We start from the raw sequence: 14,290 nt of genomic DNA on the forward strand, positions 1-14,290 counted from the left end.
CGCGATGACGGTCTGCCAAACGCCATTCAGCGTCTGAACGGACCCATCGCGAGCAAGCTCACTCCTACAGGTTTTGCGCACGCCGCCTATCAGTGCTCGGGCAGTTCAACCCCGGCAAACAGCTCTTCCAGTTCCTGCTTGTTATGGCACTGAATGGCTTTGGCCATAACGTCGCGGGTCAGGTGCGGGGCGAATTTTTCGATGAAGTCGCACATGAAACCGCGCAGGAAGGTGCCACGGCGGAAGCCGATCTTGGTCACGCTGGCTTCGAACAGTTCGCTGGCGTCGAGCACCACCAGATCGCTGTCCAGCTTCGGATCGACGGCCATTTTCGCCACGATACCCACGCCTAACCCCAATCTCACGTAGGTCTTGATGACGTCAGCGTCGGCGGCGGTGAACACCACTTTCGGCGTCAGGCCTCGGTGGCTGAACGCTTCATCGAGCTTGGAACGGCCGGTGAAACCGAATACGTACGTCACGATGGGGTATTCGGCAAGAATCTCCAGGGTCAGCTTCGGCACCTTGGTCAGCGGGTGGCCCTGGGGCACGACCACGCAGCGGTTCCAGGTGTAGCACGGCATCATCACCAGATCGCCGAACAGCTCCAGCGCTTCCGTGGCGATGGCAAAATCGACTGTGCCGTCGGCGGCCATTTCGGCGATCTGCATCGGCGAGCCCTGATGCATGTGCAGCGCGACGTCCGGGTACTGCTTGATGAAATTGCTGATCACCGGCGGCAGCGCGTAACGCGCCTGGGTGTGGGTGGTGGCGATGGACAGCGTGCCCTTTTTCTCGTTGGAGAACTCCTGGGCGATCTGTTTGATGCTTTCGACTTTGCGCAGGATCTCGCCGGCGGTGGTGATGATGCGTTCGCCCGCCGGAGTGACGCGGGTCAGGTGCTTGCCGCTGCGGGCGAAGACCTCGACCCCCAACTCGTCTTCCAGCAGGCGGATCTGCTTGCTGATGCCTGGCTGGGAGGTGTAGAGGCTTTGTGCCGTCGCTGAAACGTTGAGGTCGTGGTGCGCCACTTCCCAGATGTAGCGCAGTTGTTGAAGCTTCATATGTATCCCTCAAAGCCGGAAGACGCCACGGGCATCAGCGACGGTATATAACTGGATTATTGGTCAGGAAGGCAAAGCTAGAACTTTTTATCACTTTTACCCGGCAATGGCACGCAGCTTTTAACGCCCTTGGCACATTCCCGGAACGCGATCACGTTTGTGTACGCCTGTGCAGCATTGGCACCATGTACACCGGCACGTCGGACAGTTGCAGAACTCGCGCCGCCGTCCGGCCGATCGGCGTATCGCCCTCCCCGCCGTGGCTGCGACTGCCCACCACCAGCAGGTCGACGCTGAGCAGGCGCGCCTGATCGAGTATCACATTGGATGGATCGCCCTGGACCACGCGAACGCTGCGGATCAGGTCAAGGTCCTCATGCCCCTCCCCCAGTTCTTCACGAAAACTGGCCATTACCCGCGCCTCAATACCGTCGATCACCGTGTTGACGCCCTCGCTGTGCAGCTCTTTGAGCACGTCGGCGGCCAGGTAACTCTGCAGCACGGACTCGGCGAACAGGCCCATCGGCTCGACCACATGCACGACGTGCAATTCGGCATCGAAGGTCCGCGCGAGTACGAGCGCGTGCTGCAGCGTATACGGCGCATAAGCACCAAGGTCCGTGGCGTAGAGCATCGAGCGGATCATGGGACCCCCGGTCAGCCTTTGAAGTGAAGACTTGATCAGCGTAGCAGCGCGCCACGCACTCCGACGGGCAACGGGTACTTTTCGTTCTAACGCCTCAGGGTTTTAGCTCGTTGCTGATGCCATGGGGCACATGGCCGGTCGCCACGACTTCCCGCGCGCGCTCACAATGGCCGGGCTGATCGTCGAAGAACACGTCGGCAGCGAATGCCTCCAGAAACGCCGATTTGTCCAGGCCGCCGAGGAACAGCGACTCATCCAGACGGATGTCCCACTCGCGCAGCGTACGAATCACCCGTTCGTGAGCCGGAGCCGAGCGCGCAGTCACCAGGGCCGTGCGAATCGGGCAGGACTCTTCAGGGAATTCGCGCTGCAAGGCGTTCAATGCCGCGAGAAAGGGTTTGAAAGGCCCGCCGGGCAAGGGCCGTCGCGCCGCCTCGCGCTCGTTGGCCTGAAACGCCTCAAGGCCACCGGATTGATACACGCGCTCGGACTCGTCGGAGAACAGCACAGCGTCGCCGTCGAACGCGATGCGCAGCTCGGCACTGGCCGCGCGACGGGCGCCACCGGAGAGAATGGTCGCGGCGGCGAACCCCGCATCCAGCGCGCTGCGCACGTCTTCGGCGTGGGTGGACAGGAACAGATGACTGCCGAAAGCGGCCAGATACGGAAACGGACTGCGCCCGCCGACGAACGCCGCGCGGGAAATGTCGAGGCCGTAATGCTGAATCGAATTGAACACACGCAAACCGGTGTCGGCACTGTTGCGCGAGACCAGCACCACTTCCACCCGGGACTGGTTGAGGCTGGCGTTCAGGCTGAGCAGTTTTTCCACCAGACGGAACGCATCACCAGGCTCGAGAATTTCATCCTCGTGGTCGATCTGGTACTGACGGTACGCAGCGACCCCGCTGGCCATATAAACGTCATGACTTTCGCGCAAATCAAACAGCGCCCGCGAGGAAATCGCCAGCACCAGCTTGCTCCCCGGGGTTTTAACGTTCAGCTGAGTGCTCATCAGTTTTCCTTGAAGCGGGAGGTGGGCAGACGTACGGCAATGGCCATCAACGATTGCCGCGATCAATAAACGCCAGCGCGTGATACAGGGCGCGCACCTTGGGCATGTCGCAGCCGGCGGCAAGCGCAGCCGCGAGGGGCCGGGCGTAGATGGCGTCGAGTTCCAGAGGGCGTTTTTCGGTGAAGTCGTGGTACATGCTCGGCCGGTAATCCGGCATCTGGCCGGTGACCTTGAGCAATTGCTCGGCGTAGCCCTCGGGCAGCACGTGCCCGCACGCTTCGGCGCCTTGCACCACTTCCGCCATCAGCCCCTGGATCAGCGCGCGGCTGTCGCCGTCGGCCATCAGCGGCGTGGTGCTGGCGTTGAGCAGAACGGAAAGCCCGTTATAGGGCACGTTCCACACCAGCTTTTGCCAGCGCGCCTTGTCGAGGTTGTCCATGGCCACAGAGTCGATGCCCGCCTGGTGAAACAGCGAAGCGCCCTGCTCGACCCAGTGCCCGCGCGTTGCCGTATCGGCCGGCCCGCTGTGGTAGCCGATATTCACGGCACCGAAGGCCTGATGGGTGATCTGCCCCGGCCCTGTGCGATGAACGCAGACGAAACACAGGCCGCCCAATAGATGCAGGGAATCAGGCAAGGCTGCGCGCAGCTCTTGCTCGACACCCAAGCCGTTTTGCAGGAGCAGAACCTTGGCGTCCGGCGCCGCGGCCTGAACGATGGCGGAAGCCACCCCGCCGTTGCCGGTGGTCTTGGCGCCGATCAGCAACCAGTCGCAGGGTGGCATGTCGGCAGCTGAGGCGTAGGCATGGACGTTTTCCAGCACCAGCGGGCCATGCACCTGACTGTCGACGTGCAGGCCATTGCGGGCGACGGCATCGAATTCGCTGCGCAGCAGAAAGTGCACATCAAAACCGGCCCGGGCCAGCATCACGCCGTAGAAACCGCCGATCGCACCGGTGCCGATGATGCCGATCCGGGGTTTGGTTGCGCTTTTGCTCGCTGCGTTTTCGCTCATGGAAACTCCGCTTCAGGGTAATTCGTCTGGTGGCGTCGCCAGCGCCTGGGCCAGGCCGGTGACAATGGCCTCGGCGGACATCTGCGTCCGAAGGGGCCCGAAGAAGGCACCGTCACGCACCACAAACATCGTCGGCAGATGAAACACGCCATAGCGCTCCACCGCGCCGCCGTTCTCTTCGGCATCAATCCAGCACAGGCGATCCAGGGGCAAGGATTGCTCGGGTAAATGGTGCCGGGCCCAGCGGCAACTGGAGCAGCCCAGGCTGGTGAAAATCAGCAGTGAGACGCCGGGCAGGTTGAGAAGTTGCTGGTCGAGGTCGAAGTCCGTCAGTTGCAATTGATCCACGCGCTTCTCCTCTGAATGATGTTCGGTTGATTGAATATCCGGCGCCTGCTTTCGTAGGACCGGCTTCAGCCGGGAATCGCGGTCTATCAGTGGGACCGGCGTTAGCCGGGATGATCCATCGTGCGGTTCCGCAGCCTGAAACAGGTCAGACAATGCCGCAAGCGTTGGACGAAAGCCACGTTTACCCATTGTCGAACCACCGGCTAACGCGCTAAGGTTCGGCTCCCCCGTTGCGCTCAATCATGCTCGGCTCCGCCGCACGGGGACGCTGGCGGCCAGCATCCGTGACCTGATGAGTAACACGATGGCTGATTTACCGATTGACGACCTCAACGTTGCCTCCAACGAGACACTGATCACCCCGGATCAGCTGAAACGCGAAATCCCGCTGACTGCCGCCGCACAGGCCACTGTCAGCCAGGGCCGCGAAGTCATCCGCAATATCCTCGATGGCAAGGATCACCGCCTGTTCATCGTGATCGGGCCCTGCTCGATCCACGACCTCAAGGCCGCCCACGAATACGCCGATCGCCTGAAAGCACTGGCCGCCGAGGTGTCCGACACCTTGTACCTGGTCATGCGCGTCTATTTCGAGAAGCCACGCACCACCGTCGGCTGGAAAGGCCTGATCAACGATCCGTACCTGGACGACTCCTTCAAGATCCAGGATGGCTTGCACATCGGCCGTCAATTGCTGCGCGACCTGGCCGAAAAAGGCCTGCCGACCGCAACCGAAGCGCTCGACCCGATCTCGCCCCAGTACCTGCAGGACCTGATCAGCTGGTCGGCCATCGGCGCGCGCACCACTGAATCCCAGACTCACCGGGAAATGGCCTCGGGTCTGTCCTCGGCAGTCGGCTTCAAGAATGGCACCGACGGCGGTTTGACTGTGGCCATCAACGCCCTGCAATCGGTGTCCAGCCCCCATCGCTTCCTTGGTATCAATCAGGAAGGCGGCGTGTCCATCGTCACCACCAAAGGCAACGCCTACGGTCACGTGGTATTGCGCGGCGGCAACGGCAAGCCCAACTACGATTCGGTCAGCGTCGCCCTGTGCGAACAGGCGCTGAACAAGGCGAAGATCAAACCGAATATCATGGTTGATTGCAGCCACGCCAACTCCAACAAGGACCCGGCGCTGCAGCCTTTGGTGATGGAGAACGTTGCCAACCAGATTCTCGAAGGCAACCAGTCAATCATCGGCCTGATGGTCGAGAGTCATCTGAACTGGGGCTGCCAGGCGATTCCCAAAGACCTCGCCGACCTGCAATACGGCGTGTCGATTACCGATGCCTGCATCGATTGGGATAGCACCGAAAAAACCCTGCGCAGCATGCACGCCAAGCTCAAGGACGTACTGCCCAAGCGCACACGCGACTGACCGGCCCGCAGAAACGACAACGCCGAGCACATGCTCGGCGTTTTACTGTGTGAAGCGCTTCGGTCAGATCTTGGCAGCCTGCCGCTGGTTGCGCTCCATGTAGCGCTCCACGTAGGAACACGACGGAATCACGGTGTAGCCGATCCGGTCGGCGTAGTCGAGGGCCACCTTGGTCAAGGCCGCCGCTATCCCCCGCCCGCGCAGTTCGTTGGGCACGAACGTACGGTAGATATCCAGGGTCTCTTTACCCAGGTCCATGTACGTCAGATAGGCACGGTAGCCGTCGATATTGACTTCGAACTGGTGACCGGTCTCGTCATGGTGGATGGACAACGCCTCGCTCATCACTACTCCTCGCGGGTCTTGGAATTGGACCCTTACCTTATCGACATTTTCCCGGCGAAGGAACCTCTACAGGCAGTATGACTACTATTGGCTTTCGCAATAGCGCCCTCTGCAATAGAGCGGACTGCGCCACCCTGTGCGGTTTGGACACCGCGAAGAGCATCGCTGTTCTCAAACAATTTGAGCACAGGCAAATAGTAGGCGCCCTGAGCAAGCGCGCTCAAGTGAATCAACTGTTAATTGCGCTGCCGCACATCTGACTGCGTGACCATGGAACCTGTTATCGCCGGCGAATGTCCATTGAGACGGAACGCGCGGATTCAAGTCACTTGAAGGTCGTCCAGACCTCCCTGAAATGGTGCGCCTGTCACGATAATCCACTCGGCTAAAGAGATTGCCGGCACTGCGAAATTGCGTGGACCGGGGGTCGCCTGACAGACGCTTTCGGGTGGAGGTTTTTGTCTACGAAGAAAAGGCGTGAGGAGTGGCACGGAACCCGTTCAAGCCCAAGAATTTTATGCACATCTTGCGCGCGGTCCGTTTACTTACTACAAACAATGAGTAAGATGTACGCCGGTCGTTTTCTCACTCTCGAGAGATGACTAATTTGATAGAAGTCCTTTAAGGGGAACACGATGAACAACGTTCTGAAATTCTCTGCTCTGGCCCTGGCCGCAGTTCTGGCTACCGGTTGCAGCAGCGCATCCAAAGAAACCGAAGCTCGTCTGACTGCAACTGAAGACGCAGCCGCTCGTTCGCAAGCCCGTGCCGATGAAGCCTATCGCAAGGCTGACGAAGCTATGGCTGCAGCTCAAAAAGCTCAGCAAACTGCTGACGAAGCCAACGAACGCGCTCTGCGTATGTTGGACAAGGCTAGCCGTAAGTAATAATCCCTCGGGATTATTAATAAGCCGACCCGTTACCGGGTCGGCTTTTTTTATTGCCCGGCATTTGCCGGTGGCGTCTCTTGACGAGGCATTTGGTGGCCAATAAAAAACCCGCCCCCTGCGCATTCGGCGCAGGACGGACGGGCATCAGCACCGCTCTGGTTTGCAGCGCGAGTGTTATTGCAGCGTCATCGGCGCGCCGCCCACAACGGGCGCCGGCGTTGTCGGCACGGCGATCTCGACCGGCATGCCGTCTTCGGCAGCGACCACGTCGCGCACTTCATCCCAGTTGATCCGCAGGCTGTTGGCCAGGTCTTCACGCTTGAGCAGTGCATTGATCACGGCGGTGTGCTTGTCGACCACCGAAGGCTTGCCGCTTTCGTCCAGCGGCGTGTGCGCTTCCAGGTAGACCTTGCCGCCGCTGACGCCGAACTTGTAGGGCTCGCTCATGATGCGCACGGTGGTGCCCACCGGGACCATGTCCGCCATTTCCAGCACGTTGTTGTTGTACATGCGGAAGCAGCCGTGGCTGGTGCGCATGCCGATGCCGAACTTCTTGTTCGAACCGTGGATCAGGTAGCCCGGCAGGCCGAGGCCGAATTTGAACGGTCCCAGCGGATTGTCCGGCCCGGCCGGTACAACATTGGGCAGGATGTCGCCGTCGGCGGCGTGCTCAGCCTTCACCGAGGCCGGCGGCGTCCAGGTCGGGTTAGGGGTTTTGGCGGTGACCTTGGTGGTGGAAACCGGCGAACCCCAGCCCTCGCGACCGATACCCAGCGGGAAGGTGTACACCACGTTCCGGCCTTTCGGGTAGTAGTACAAACGGTACTCGGCGAGGTTGATGACGATGCCTTCGCGCGGACCCGGCGGCAGGATGAAACGCGTTGGCAATACCACTTGTGTGCCTGCGCCCGGCAGCCAGGCATCGACGCCCGGGTTGGCGGCGATCATCTCCAGGTAGCCCAGGTCGTAACGGGTGGCCAGGTCGGCGAAGGTGTCTTCGTACTTGGCGGTAACGGTTTGCACCTGGCCGATGATGTCCTCACCGGGCGGCGGCAACGGAAACTCCAGGGCGGAGACGGGGCCGGCCGCGCACAGCGCAGCGAGCGACAGACAGCGAGCGAAAGCTGGAATGCGCGACAACATCCGGAGAATCCTTGGTAAACGGAAGGCTTGATTGTGCGCGATTGTACACGCACGCCTTCGCGTTCGGGGAGTGCTCGCGCGCCCTTATACGCCGGCTTCCAGTTCCGGCCAGATCGGGTGCCAGCCGCGCCGTTGGGCGTCGATGATCGCCCGGCACAGGGGGCACAGCCGCTCGTCCTGATAAACCGTCTGCTGCACTTCCGACCAGCGCGGCTGGGCGGGCAACAAAGTGCCACACAAGGTGCGGTCGGCAGAACCTGCCAGTTCGAGCTGGCGAGCGACCAGATGCACGAGGATTTCCTGGCACGCGAACAGGTCGAGCTGTTCGTCAGGCTCGATCAATTGATAGGCATAAAGGGACCAGGCAGGACGGCGCGGCATTGGGGGCTCCAGAGCGGGGGCGCCACATTAGCCGAAAGCCCCCGTCCGGAAAAGGCCTGCAGGCCTTTAAATCAGCGGTTTTGGTCTGAGGGTCTGGAAACCGTACAGCTGCCGTCGCGGCATCGGCGGCTGCCATCCGGATGAGGTAACCACGCCAACTGGGGACGAAAGCGGCAGAACAGCCGATAACCGACGTTGAGCAAAGGCCGCAGGGGCCGCCATGACAGCGGTGCAGCCCATGCCCCAAGCCCGGCGGCGCGCCAGCTCCAGAGGGTAGCGTCCAGTCCGGTAACCCAGGTGCCGTCGTCGAATCGGGCATGCAACACAGACTGCATCTGCTCATGGGTGAATCCGAGAGCCTGTGCATCAAAGCCCTCTTCGCTCATGTCGACAAACCGCAGTCGAGGTGCCGTTGCGTCAGCCGTAGCGGGCGCTTCTGCGTGGGCACGCAAGAGCTTGATCTCCCGCGCGCAAAGCGGGCAGTCACCGTCGAAATAAAGCGTGAGTGGCCACTGCTCTTTCTTGTACATCGTCAGCGTCCTGTATAGGTTTCGCCCACCATAGGCGCAAACCGGGCCGCTGACAATGGACGGCTGGTGCAGACGTCACGCCGAACACGGGCCACGCCACAAGACCAGCGGCGGTCTCACGCCCGGCAGAGAAAGACGCATATGGTCCAGGTCTGCCTCCAGACAGTCCCGTTTAATTTATTAAAATGTCCGACTCATCGACCGGTTTGTCGAAAAAGTGCCGTGGGACCATCACGGTAGGCCTGAACAATCCATTTATTACGCGGTTAACAGATTCGCCTTCGAGTAGCTCGCGACTCATGTCGTCCGGCATGCTGTTTCTGCAGGTTTGAATAATGGACAAGGCGAGCCCTATTTTCATATGCGGGCCATGAAATGTGGCTTCGCCAGGGGTAAAGGCGCGCGATTCAAGTTTATCGATAGCGTCCGCTGCCTCTTCTTCGTCCATATGCTCTTCAATGGCGTCAAAGCGTAAGCCCACAGAGGGCGGTATGGCGGTCAATGGGTCGACAAGATGCAGGGTCGCATGGCTGAGGATCTTGGGCTGATCAAACTTGAATCTCATCAATTTGTCGCCAAACCGGCTGCTGTCTTTCTGAGGTTGATCACCCGCCTCAAGTGAAAAAAACACGTGATCATCGTTGGCAAGCATGTCGATATCGTGGTCCGTCGTGTTTTCAGTGTTGAATGCTATTTGCCTTTCCTCCAGCTTTCTTCTGGAAAATAACGAAACCGTACCGTCCGGACGTTTTATGTCGGCATCAGATGGCGCTGCGTGGGTGATATAAAGCGGCTCATCAATCAGGCTTTTGATGAAGGCCTTTTCATAACCTTTGAGGTTTGCAGCATTGACCTCGCCTCTCAGGGTGCCGATGTTTTCGGCTGAAAGCTTCTTGAGCGTCAGGTCTTCCCCGGATTCCAGTTCCCAGTACCATTTCGGACCGTTTTTCAGCATTGATGCCTGGACGTTATCCGCGGTTTTCGACCTCAATCCTGAGATCAGTTTTTCTGCAAAGTGGCCGAGCTTGCTATCAAATCGAAGATCCAGAACTGTTTCTTTATCAGAGACTCGGGCTGCCACGAGTGATTTAAGGTACTTATTTTGATCCACGTCAACGGACACGGCTAAAACATCGGGTCCGGGCGTCTGGTTATCGTCCGTCTCGTGCTGCACCAAATAGGAAACGATTCCGTCCTGACGTTGCGTGGTAGGCGTGTTTTCGTCTGGATTCAGCGCCGTACGCAAATAGGCTCTGGACTGAGCATCAAGACGGCTTCTGAGCGTTCCTATCAGAAAGGAATCTCCGCCTACTTTCACCTTTGAAGGCATCGCTACGGAACGGTTTCTGGAAGGCGCCAAGTCGGCTGGATAGGCTTGGTTCGACGACCGCGTTGAGGTTGGGGCATTGGAACTGTGCAGCTGCGCGCTTTCAGGAATGTGGAAAGCAGGTTGCTGACCTTGATAGGGGCGAATGGGATTCATGTGGGCCTCCTGGTGCCTGGAAGCATCTGGGTGGTCTAAAGCGGTCCCGCGGTTCCCGGCGTGATCATGACTTGCTCATCACATTGGGCGTCACCGTTGCTGATGAGAGCATTGGTTGTAACAACGGTGGGACAAAGCTGTAAAAAAACCGCATCACGAGCCGATGAGGCACCAGGAGGGAAGTCCATCCTGAACGCCTCAGCGATTGCATTTAAAGAAGTGGCTTAAGCACGGGCCAGACGTTATCCAGCAAGTACGGCTGAGCCGGCACATTGGGGTGGATGCCGTCTTGTTGCGTCATGTCGGGTCTGCCACCCACACCCTCCAGCATGAACGGCACCAGCGCGACATCGGTGGCTTCGGCGACTTTCGGGTAAACCGCCGCGAAGGCCGTGGTGTAGCGTTCACCGTAGTTGGGCGGGATTTTCATGCCCAGTAGCAACACCTTCGCCCCTGCCGCTTTGGACTGCTCAACCATGTCGGTAAGGTTTTGTTGCAATTGCGCCGGCGGTTGCCCGCGCAGGCCGTCATTACCCCCCAGTTCAAGGATCACCAGATCCGGTTTGTGCTCGGCAAGCAGCGACGGCAGCCGCGCCTGGCCCCCTGCACTGGTGTCGCCGCTGACCGACGCATTGACCACTTTTTCCTTGAAGCCTTCCTTCGCCAGACGCTGTTCCAGCAGACTGACCCAACCCAACCGGGTATCCAGGCCGAAAGCCGCGCTGATACTATCGCCAACGATCAGCACCGTGCCTGCCATCGCGCCTTGTGATACCAGCAGCAAACCCAGGCCAGCACTTAAAAACCACGCACGCATCGGATTCTCCATGAGCGAAAGTATTCTCAGTGCTCGGAACCTCAGCAAAGTGGTCCCAAGCACCGAAGGTGACTTGACCATCCTGCACGAACTCTCCCTCGAACTAAACAAGGGCGACACGCTGGCCATCGTCGGCGCGTCGGGCTCGGGCAAATCCACCCTCCTCGGTCTGCTGGCCGGCCTCGACCTGCCCAGCGCCGGTTCCGTCGTCCTGTCGGGGCGTAACCTCAGCGAGCTGGACGAAGATCAACGCGCCCGGGTGCGCGCCGAGCACGTGGGCTTTGTGTTTCAGTCCTTCCAGTTGCTCGACAGCCTGAACGCGCTGGAAAACGTCATGCTGCCGATGGAGCTGGAAGGCCGCAAAGACGCCCGCGATCAGGCCCGGCATCTGCTGGAGCGCGTCGGCCTGGGTCAGCGCCTGACCCACACGCCACGGCAGCTGTCGGGCGGCGAGCAGCAACGGGTCGCCATCGCCCGCGCGTTTGCCGCCGACCCGGACGTGCTGTTCGCCGATGAGCCCACCGGCAATCTGGACAGCCACACCGGCGAGCGCATCAGTGATCTGTTGTTCGAACTGAACCAGGAACGCAACACCACCCTGGTGCTGGTCACCCACGATGAGCGTCTGGCCCACCGTTGCCGGCGCCTGATCCGTCTCGAGGGTGGCCGACTGGTCGCCCCAATGGAGCCTTGATGGCACGCCTGCCTTTTTCACGCCTGCTCAGCCTCGCGGCGCGCCAGCTCATGCGCGATGCCCGCGCCGGCGAGCTGCGCGTGCTGTTCTTCGCACTGGTGGTGGCGGTTGCCGCCAGCACCGCCATCGGCTATTTCGGCGCACGCCTCAACAGCGCCATGCTGCTGAGAGCGACGGAGTTTCTCGGTGCCGACCTGATCCTCGGCGGCTCCGCGCCGGCAACCCCTGCGCAGATCGACGCTGGCAAGGCGCTGAGGCTGGATCACTCGCAGATCGTGATTTTCTCCAGCGTGGTGGCCACCGACAACGGCATCCAGCTGGCCAGCGTCAAGGCCGTAGATGAGGCGTACCCGTTGCGCGGCGAGCTGAAAAGCGCCCCTGCCCCCTACGAAACCGAAACCGTTGGCGGTGAGCCGCAACCCGGTGAAGCCTGGGCGGAAGCGCGGATCCTGGTGGCGCTCAACTTGAAAGTCGGCGACAGCATCGACGTCGGCTCCAAGACCTTGAAGCTGACCCGCGTGCTGACCTACGAGCCCGACCGCGCCGGCAACTTCTACAGCCTGACGCCCCGGGTGATGATCAACATCGCGGACCTTGAAGCCACCAAGGTCGTGCAGCCCGGCAGCCGCGTCAGTTATCGGGATCTGTGGCGCGGCACGCCGCAAGACCTCGCCGCCTACCGCAAGGCCGTTGAACCCGGGCTGGCGCCAAACCAGAAAATCGACGACGCCCGGGATGGCAATCAACAGATCGGCGGCGCCCTGGGCAAGGCCGAGCGTTATCTGAACATGGCCAGTCTGGTCGCGGTGCTGCTGGCCGGCGTGGCGGTGGCCTTGTCGGCGGCGCGTTTCGCGGCTCGCCGGTTCGATGCCAGTGCGCTGTTGCGTTGCCTGGGCCTGTCGCGCAATGAAGCGCTGGCGCTGTTCGGTCTGCAGCTCGCCATGCTGGGCGTTGCAGCCAGCACAGCGGGCGCCCTGCTCGGCTGGTTTGCCCAACTGGGCCTGTTTCATTTGCTGGAAAGCCTGCTGCCCGCCGCCGTGCCGCCGGGTGGCTGGCTGCCGGCAGTCGCCGGTATCGGCACAGGGCTCGTTGCCCTGGCCGGCTTTGCACTGCCGCCGCTGGCAGCGCTGGGTCGCGTGCCGCCGCTAAGGGTGTTGCGTCGGGACATGCTGCCGATCCCGGCCAGCACCTGGCTGGTCTATGGCGCAGCGCTGTTCGCGCTGGGCCTGATCATGTGGCGTTTAAGTCTCGACCTGGTGCTGACCTTCGCCCTGCTCGGCGGCGGTCTTATTGCGGCGCTGATACTCGGCGGCGTGTTGCTGCTGGCCCTGAAAAGCCTGCGCCGCTTGCTCGCCGGGGCCTCGCTGCCGTGGCGTCTGGGCCTGGGTCAGCTGCTGCGCCATCCCATGGCCGCCGCCGGCCAGTCGCTGGCGTTCGGTCTGATTCTGCTGTCCATGGGGCTGATTGCGCTGCTGCGTGGCGAGTTGCTCGACACTTGGCAGAACCAGCTGCCCAAGGATGCGCCGAATTACTTCGCGCTGAATATCCTGCCCAACGACAAAGACAACTTCGCTGAACGCATGGGCCGCCTGTCGACCCACAGCGCGCCGCTGTACCCGATGATTCCGGGGCGTCTGATGACCATTAATGGCGAGCCGGTGAGCAAGTTCGTCACCAAGAACTCCCGTGGCGAAAACGCCACCCAGCGCGACCTCAACCTGACGTGGGCGGCAACGCTGCCGGAAGGCAACAGCATCACCGCCGGGCAATGGTGGGCAAGCGATCAGCCGCCTGCGGAGGGCGTGGTTCCCGGCGTCTCGGTGGAAACCAAACTGGCCAACAGCCTGAACATGAAGCTGGGCGACACACTCGGTTTCGTGATTGGCGGGCTCACCCGCGAGGTCAAGGTCACCAGCCTGCGCGACATCAACTGGGACACCTTTCAGCCTAATTTCTTCATGATCTTCCAGCCCGGCACCCTCAAGGATGTGCCGGCCACGTACCTGACCAGTTTCTACCTGGCGCCGGGCAATGATCAGCAGATCGTCGAGTTGTCCCGGGCCTTCCCGGCCGTGACGATCCTGCAGGTGGAAGCGTTGCTGGAGCAACTGCGCAGCATTCTCGATCAGGTGACGATGGCGGTGCAGTACGTGTTGCTGTTCGTGCTGGCGGCGGGGATGGCGGTGTTGTTCTCCGGCTTGCAGGCGACCCTCGATGAGCGGATTCGACAGGGCGCGCTGCTGCGGGCGCTGGGTGCCAGCCGGGCGTTGTTGATCAAGGCCCGGCGCATCGAGTTCGGTCTGCTCGGGGCGGTGAGTGGTGTGCTGGCGGCGGTTGGCTGTGAACTGGTGAGCTTTGCCCTGTACCGTTACGCCTTCAACCTGCAGTGGCACCCCCACGCCTGGCTGCTGGTGCTGCCACTGATCGGCGCTCTGCTGGTCGGCGGCGCGGGCGTGTTCGGCACGCGGCGCGCGCTGAACGCCAGTCCGCTGCAAGTGCTGCGCGAGGGTTAGCGGTGGGGTTTGACGGTGGGCGGCA

At 61.2% G+C, this 14,290-nt stretch carries 15 protein-coding genes; 4 read left to right on the forward strand and 11 right to left on the reverse strand.

The genetic code is table 11. The features are described from left to right. Positions 1-89 precede the first annotated feature (89 nt). The 5 genes from cysB to ACYAR8_RS15790 form a co-directional block, all read right to left on the reverse strand. Positions 90-1,064, reverse strand: coding sequence for an HTH-type transcriptional regulator CysB (cysB, locus tag ACYAR8_RS15770; RefSeq protein WP_122534560.1), 975 nt, complete (start codon positions 1,062-1,064; stop codon positions 90-92). Positions 1,065-1,215: 151 nt separating this feature from the next. Then, positions 1,216-1,710: a universal stress protein gene (locus ACYAR8_RS15775; protein WP_463580386.1), complete on the reverse strand. Its 495-nt coding sequence runs from the start codon at positions 1,708-1,710 to the stop codon at positions 1,216-1,218. 94 nt (positions 1,711-1,804) lie between these two features. Next, entirely contained in the window at positions 1,805-2,725 is a 921-nt protein-coding gene (locus ACYAR8_RS15780) for a 5'-nucleotidase (RefSeq protein WP_074892511.1), read from the reverse strand. A gap of 46 nt (positions 2,726-2,771) precedes the next feature. Continuing rightward, entirely contained in the window at positions 2,772-3,740 is a 969-nt protein-coding gene (locus ACYAR8_RS15785) for a putative 2-dehydropantoate 2-reductase (RefSeq protein ID WP_463580387.1), read from the reverse strand. Positions 3,741-3,752: 12 nt separating this feature from the next. Further along, positions 3,753-4,088: a YbbN family protein gene (locus ACYAR8_RS15790; RefSeq protein ID WP_175514203.1), complete on the reverse strand. Its 336-nt coding sequence runs from the start codon at positions 4,086-4,088 to the stop codon at positions 3,753-3,755. Positions 4,089-4,392: 304 nt separating this feature from the next. Here ACYAR8_RS15790 and ACYAR8_RS15795 point away from each other — a divergent pair, with 304 nt between their 5' ends. After that, positions 4,393-5,469 carry a 3-deoxy-7-phosphoheptulonate synthase gene (locus tag ACYAR8_RS15795; RefSeq protein ID WP_074892509.1) on the forward strand — a complete coding sequence of 359 codons (1,077 nt, stop codon included), beginning with the start codon at positions 4,393-4,395 and terminating at the stop codon, positions 5,467-5,469. 63 nt (positions 5,470-5,532) lie between these two features. Here ACYAR8_RS15795 and ACYAR8_RS15800 read toward each other — a convergent pair whose 3' ends face one another. Further along, the gene (locus ACYAR8_RS15800) at positions 5,533-5,814 is read right to left on the reverse strand and encodes a GNAT family N-acetyltransferase (protein ID WP_065988521.1); all 282 of its coding nucleotides are present in this window, start codon (positions 5,812-5,814) and stop codon (positions 5,533-5,535) included. A gap of 635 nt (positions 5,815-6,449) precedes the next feature. Between ACYAR8_RS15800 and ACYAR8_RS15805 the strand changes: the two genes are divergently transcribed. Beyond that, positions 6,450-6,701 (forward strand): Lpp/OprI family alanine-zipper lipoprotein, encoded by a 252-nt coding sequence (locus ACYAR8_RS15805; RefSeq protein WP_065988522.1) that lies wholly within the window; start codon positions 6,450-6,452, stop codon positions 6,699-6,701. Positions 6,702-6,878: 177 nt separating this feature from the next. On the opposite strand, the gene ACYAR8_RS15810 is transcribed toward ACYAR8_RS15805, so the two are convergent. From ACYAR8_RS15810 to ACYAR8_RS15830, 5 genes are all read right to left on the reverse strand, one after another. Beyond that, positions 6,879-7,847: a L,D-transpeptidase family protein gene (locus ACYAR8_RS15810; RefSeq protein ID WP_427686817.1), complete on the reverse strand. Its 969-nt coding sequence runs from the start codon at positions 7,845-7,847 to the stop codon at positions 6,879-6,881. Between the two features lie 84 nt (positions 7,848-7,931). Beyond that, on the reverse strand, positions 7,932-8,228 hold the full coding sequence (locus tag ACYAR8_RS15815) for a hypothetical protein (RefSeq protein WP_065988524.1): 297 nt from the start codon (positions 8,226-8,228) through the stop codon (positions 7,932-7,934). A 71-nt stretch (positions 8,229-8,299) separates the two neighbouring features. Further along, positions 8,300-8,758, reverse strand: coding sequence for a thiol-disulfide oxidoreductase DCC family protein (locus tag ACYAR8_RS15820; protein ID WP_074892506.1), 459 nt, complete (start codon positions 8,756-8,758; stop codon positions 8,300-8,302). A gap of 172 nt (positions 8,759-8,930) precedes the next feature. Next, entirely contained in the window at positions 8,931-10,241 is a 1,311-nt protein-coding gene (locus ACYAR8_RS15825) for a hypothetical protein (RefSeq protein ID WP_074892505.1), read from the reverse strand. A 211-nt stretch (positions 10,242-10,452) separates the two neighbouring features. Continuing rightward, positions 10,453-11,058, reverse strand: a complete 606-nt coding sequence (locus ACYAR8_RS15830) for an arylesterase (protein WP_074892504.1) — start codon at positions 11,056-11,058, stop codon at positions 10,453-10,455. 10 nt (positions 11,059-11,068) lie between these two features. Here ACYAR8_RS15830 and ACYAR8_RS15835 point away from each other — a divergent pair, with 10 nt between their 5' ends. Further along, the gene (locus ACYAR8_RS15835) at positions 11,069-11,752 is read left to right on the forward strand and encodes an ABC transporter ATP-binding protein (RefSeq protein ID WP_065988527.1); all 684 of its coding nucleotides are present in this window, start codon (positions 11,069-11,071) and stop codon (positions 11,750-11,752) included. Beyond that, positions 11,752-14,265 (forward strand): ABC transporter permease, encoded by a 2,514-nt coding sequence (locus tag ACYAR8_RS15840; protein WP_463580388.1) that lies wholly within the window; start codon positions 11,752-11,754, stop codon positions 14,263-14,265. The genes ACYAR8_RS15835 and ACYAR8_RS15840 overlap by 1 nt, the downstream gene beginning before the upstream one ends. Positions 14,266-14,290 lie beyond the last annotated feature (25 nt).

Source organism: Pseudomonas sp. HP_01 (assembly GCF_055284355.1).

Coding starts and splice junctions, on each gene's coding strand:
- cysB (WP_122534560.1), bottom strand. CDS start 1,064: ATGAAGCTTCAACAACTGCGCTACATCTGGGAAGTGGCGCACCACGAC.
- ACYAR8_RS15775 (WP_463580386.1), bottom strand. CDS start 1,710: ATGATCCGCTCGATGCTCTACGCCACGGACCTTGGTGCTTATGCGCCG.
- ACYAR8_RS15780 (WP_074892511.1), bottom strand. CDS start 2,725: ATGAGCACTCAGCTGAACGTTAAAACCCCGGGGAGCAAGCTGGTGCTG.
- ACYAR8_RS15785 (WP_463580387.1), bottom strand. CDS start 3,740: ATGAGCGAAAACGCAGCGAGCAAAAGCGCAACCAAACCCCGGATCGGC.
- ACYAR8_RS15795 (WP_074892509.1), top strand. CDS start 4,393: ATGGCTGATTTACCGATTGACGACCTCAACGTTGCCTCCAACGAGACA.
- ACYAR8_RS15800 (WP_065988521.1), bottom strand. CDS start 5,814: ATGAGCGAGGCGTTGTCCATCCACCATGACGAGACCGGTCACCAGTTC.
- ACYAR8_RS15805 (WP_065988522.1), top strand. CDS start 6,450: ATGAACAACGTTCTGAAATTCTCTGCTCTGGCCCTGGCCGCAGTTCTG.
- ACYAR8_RS15810 (WP_427686817.1), bottom strand. CDS start 7,847: ATGTTGTCGCGCATTCCAGCTTTCGCTCGCTGTCTGTCGCTCGCTGCG.
- ACYAR8_RS15815 (WP_065988524.1), bottom strand. CDS start 8,228: ATGCCGCGCCGTCCTGCCTGGTCCCTTTATGCCTATCAATTGATCGAG.
- ACYAR8_RS15820 (WP_074892506.1), bottom strand. CDS start 8,758: ATGTACAAGAAAGAGCAGTGGCCACTCACGCTTTATTTCGACGGTGAC.
- ACYAR8_RS15825 (WP_074892505.1), bottom strand. CDS start 10,241: ATGAATCCCATTCGCCCCTATCAAGGTCAGCAACCTGCTTTCCACATT.
- ACYAR8_RS15830 (WP_074892504.1), bottom strand. CDS start 11,058: ATGCGTGCGTGGTTTTTAAGTGCTGGCCTGGGTTTGCTGCTGGTATCA.
- ACYAR8_RS15835 (WP_065988527.1), top strand. CDS start 11,069: ATGAGCGAAAGTATTCTCAGTGCTCGGAACCTCAGCAAAGTGGTCCCA.
- ACYAR8_RS15840 (WP_463580388.1), top strand. CDS start 11,752: ATGGCACGCCTGCCTTTTTCACGCCTGCTCAGCCTCGCGGCGCGCCAG.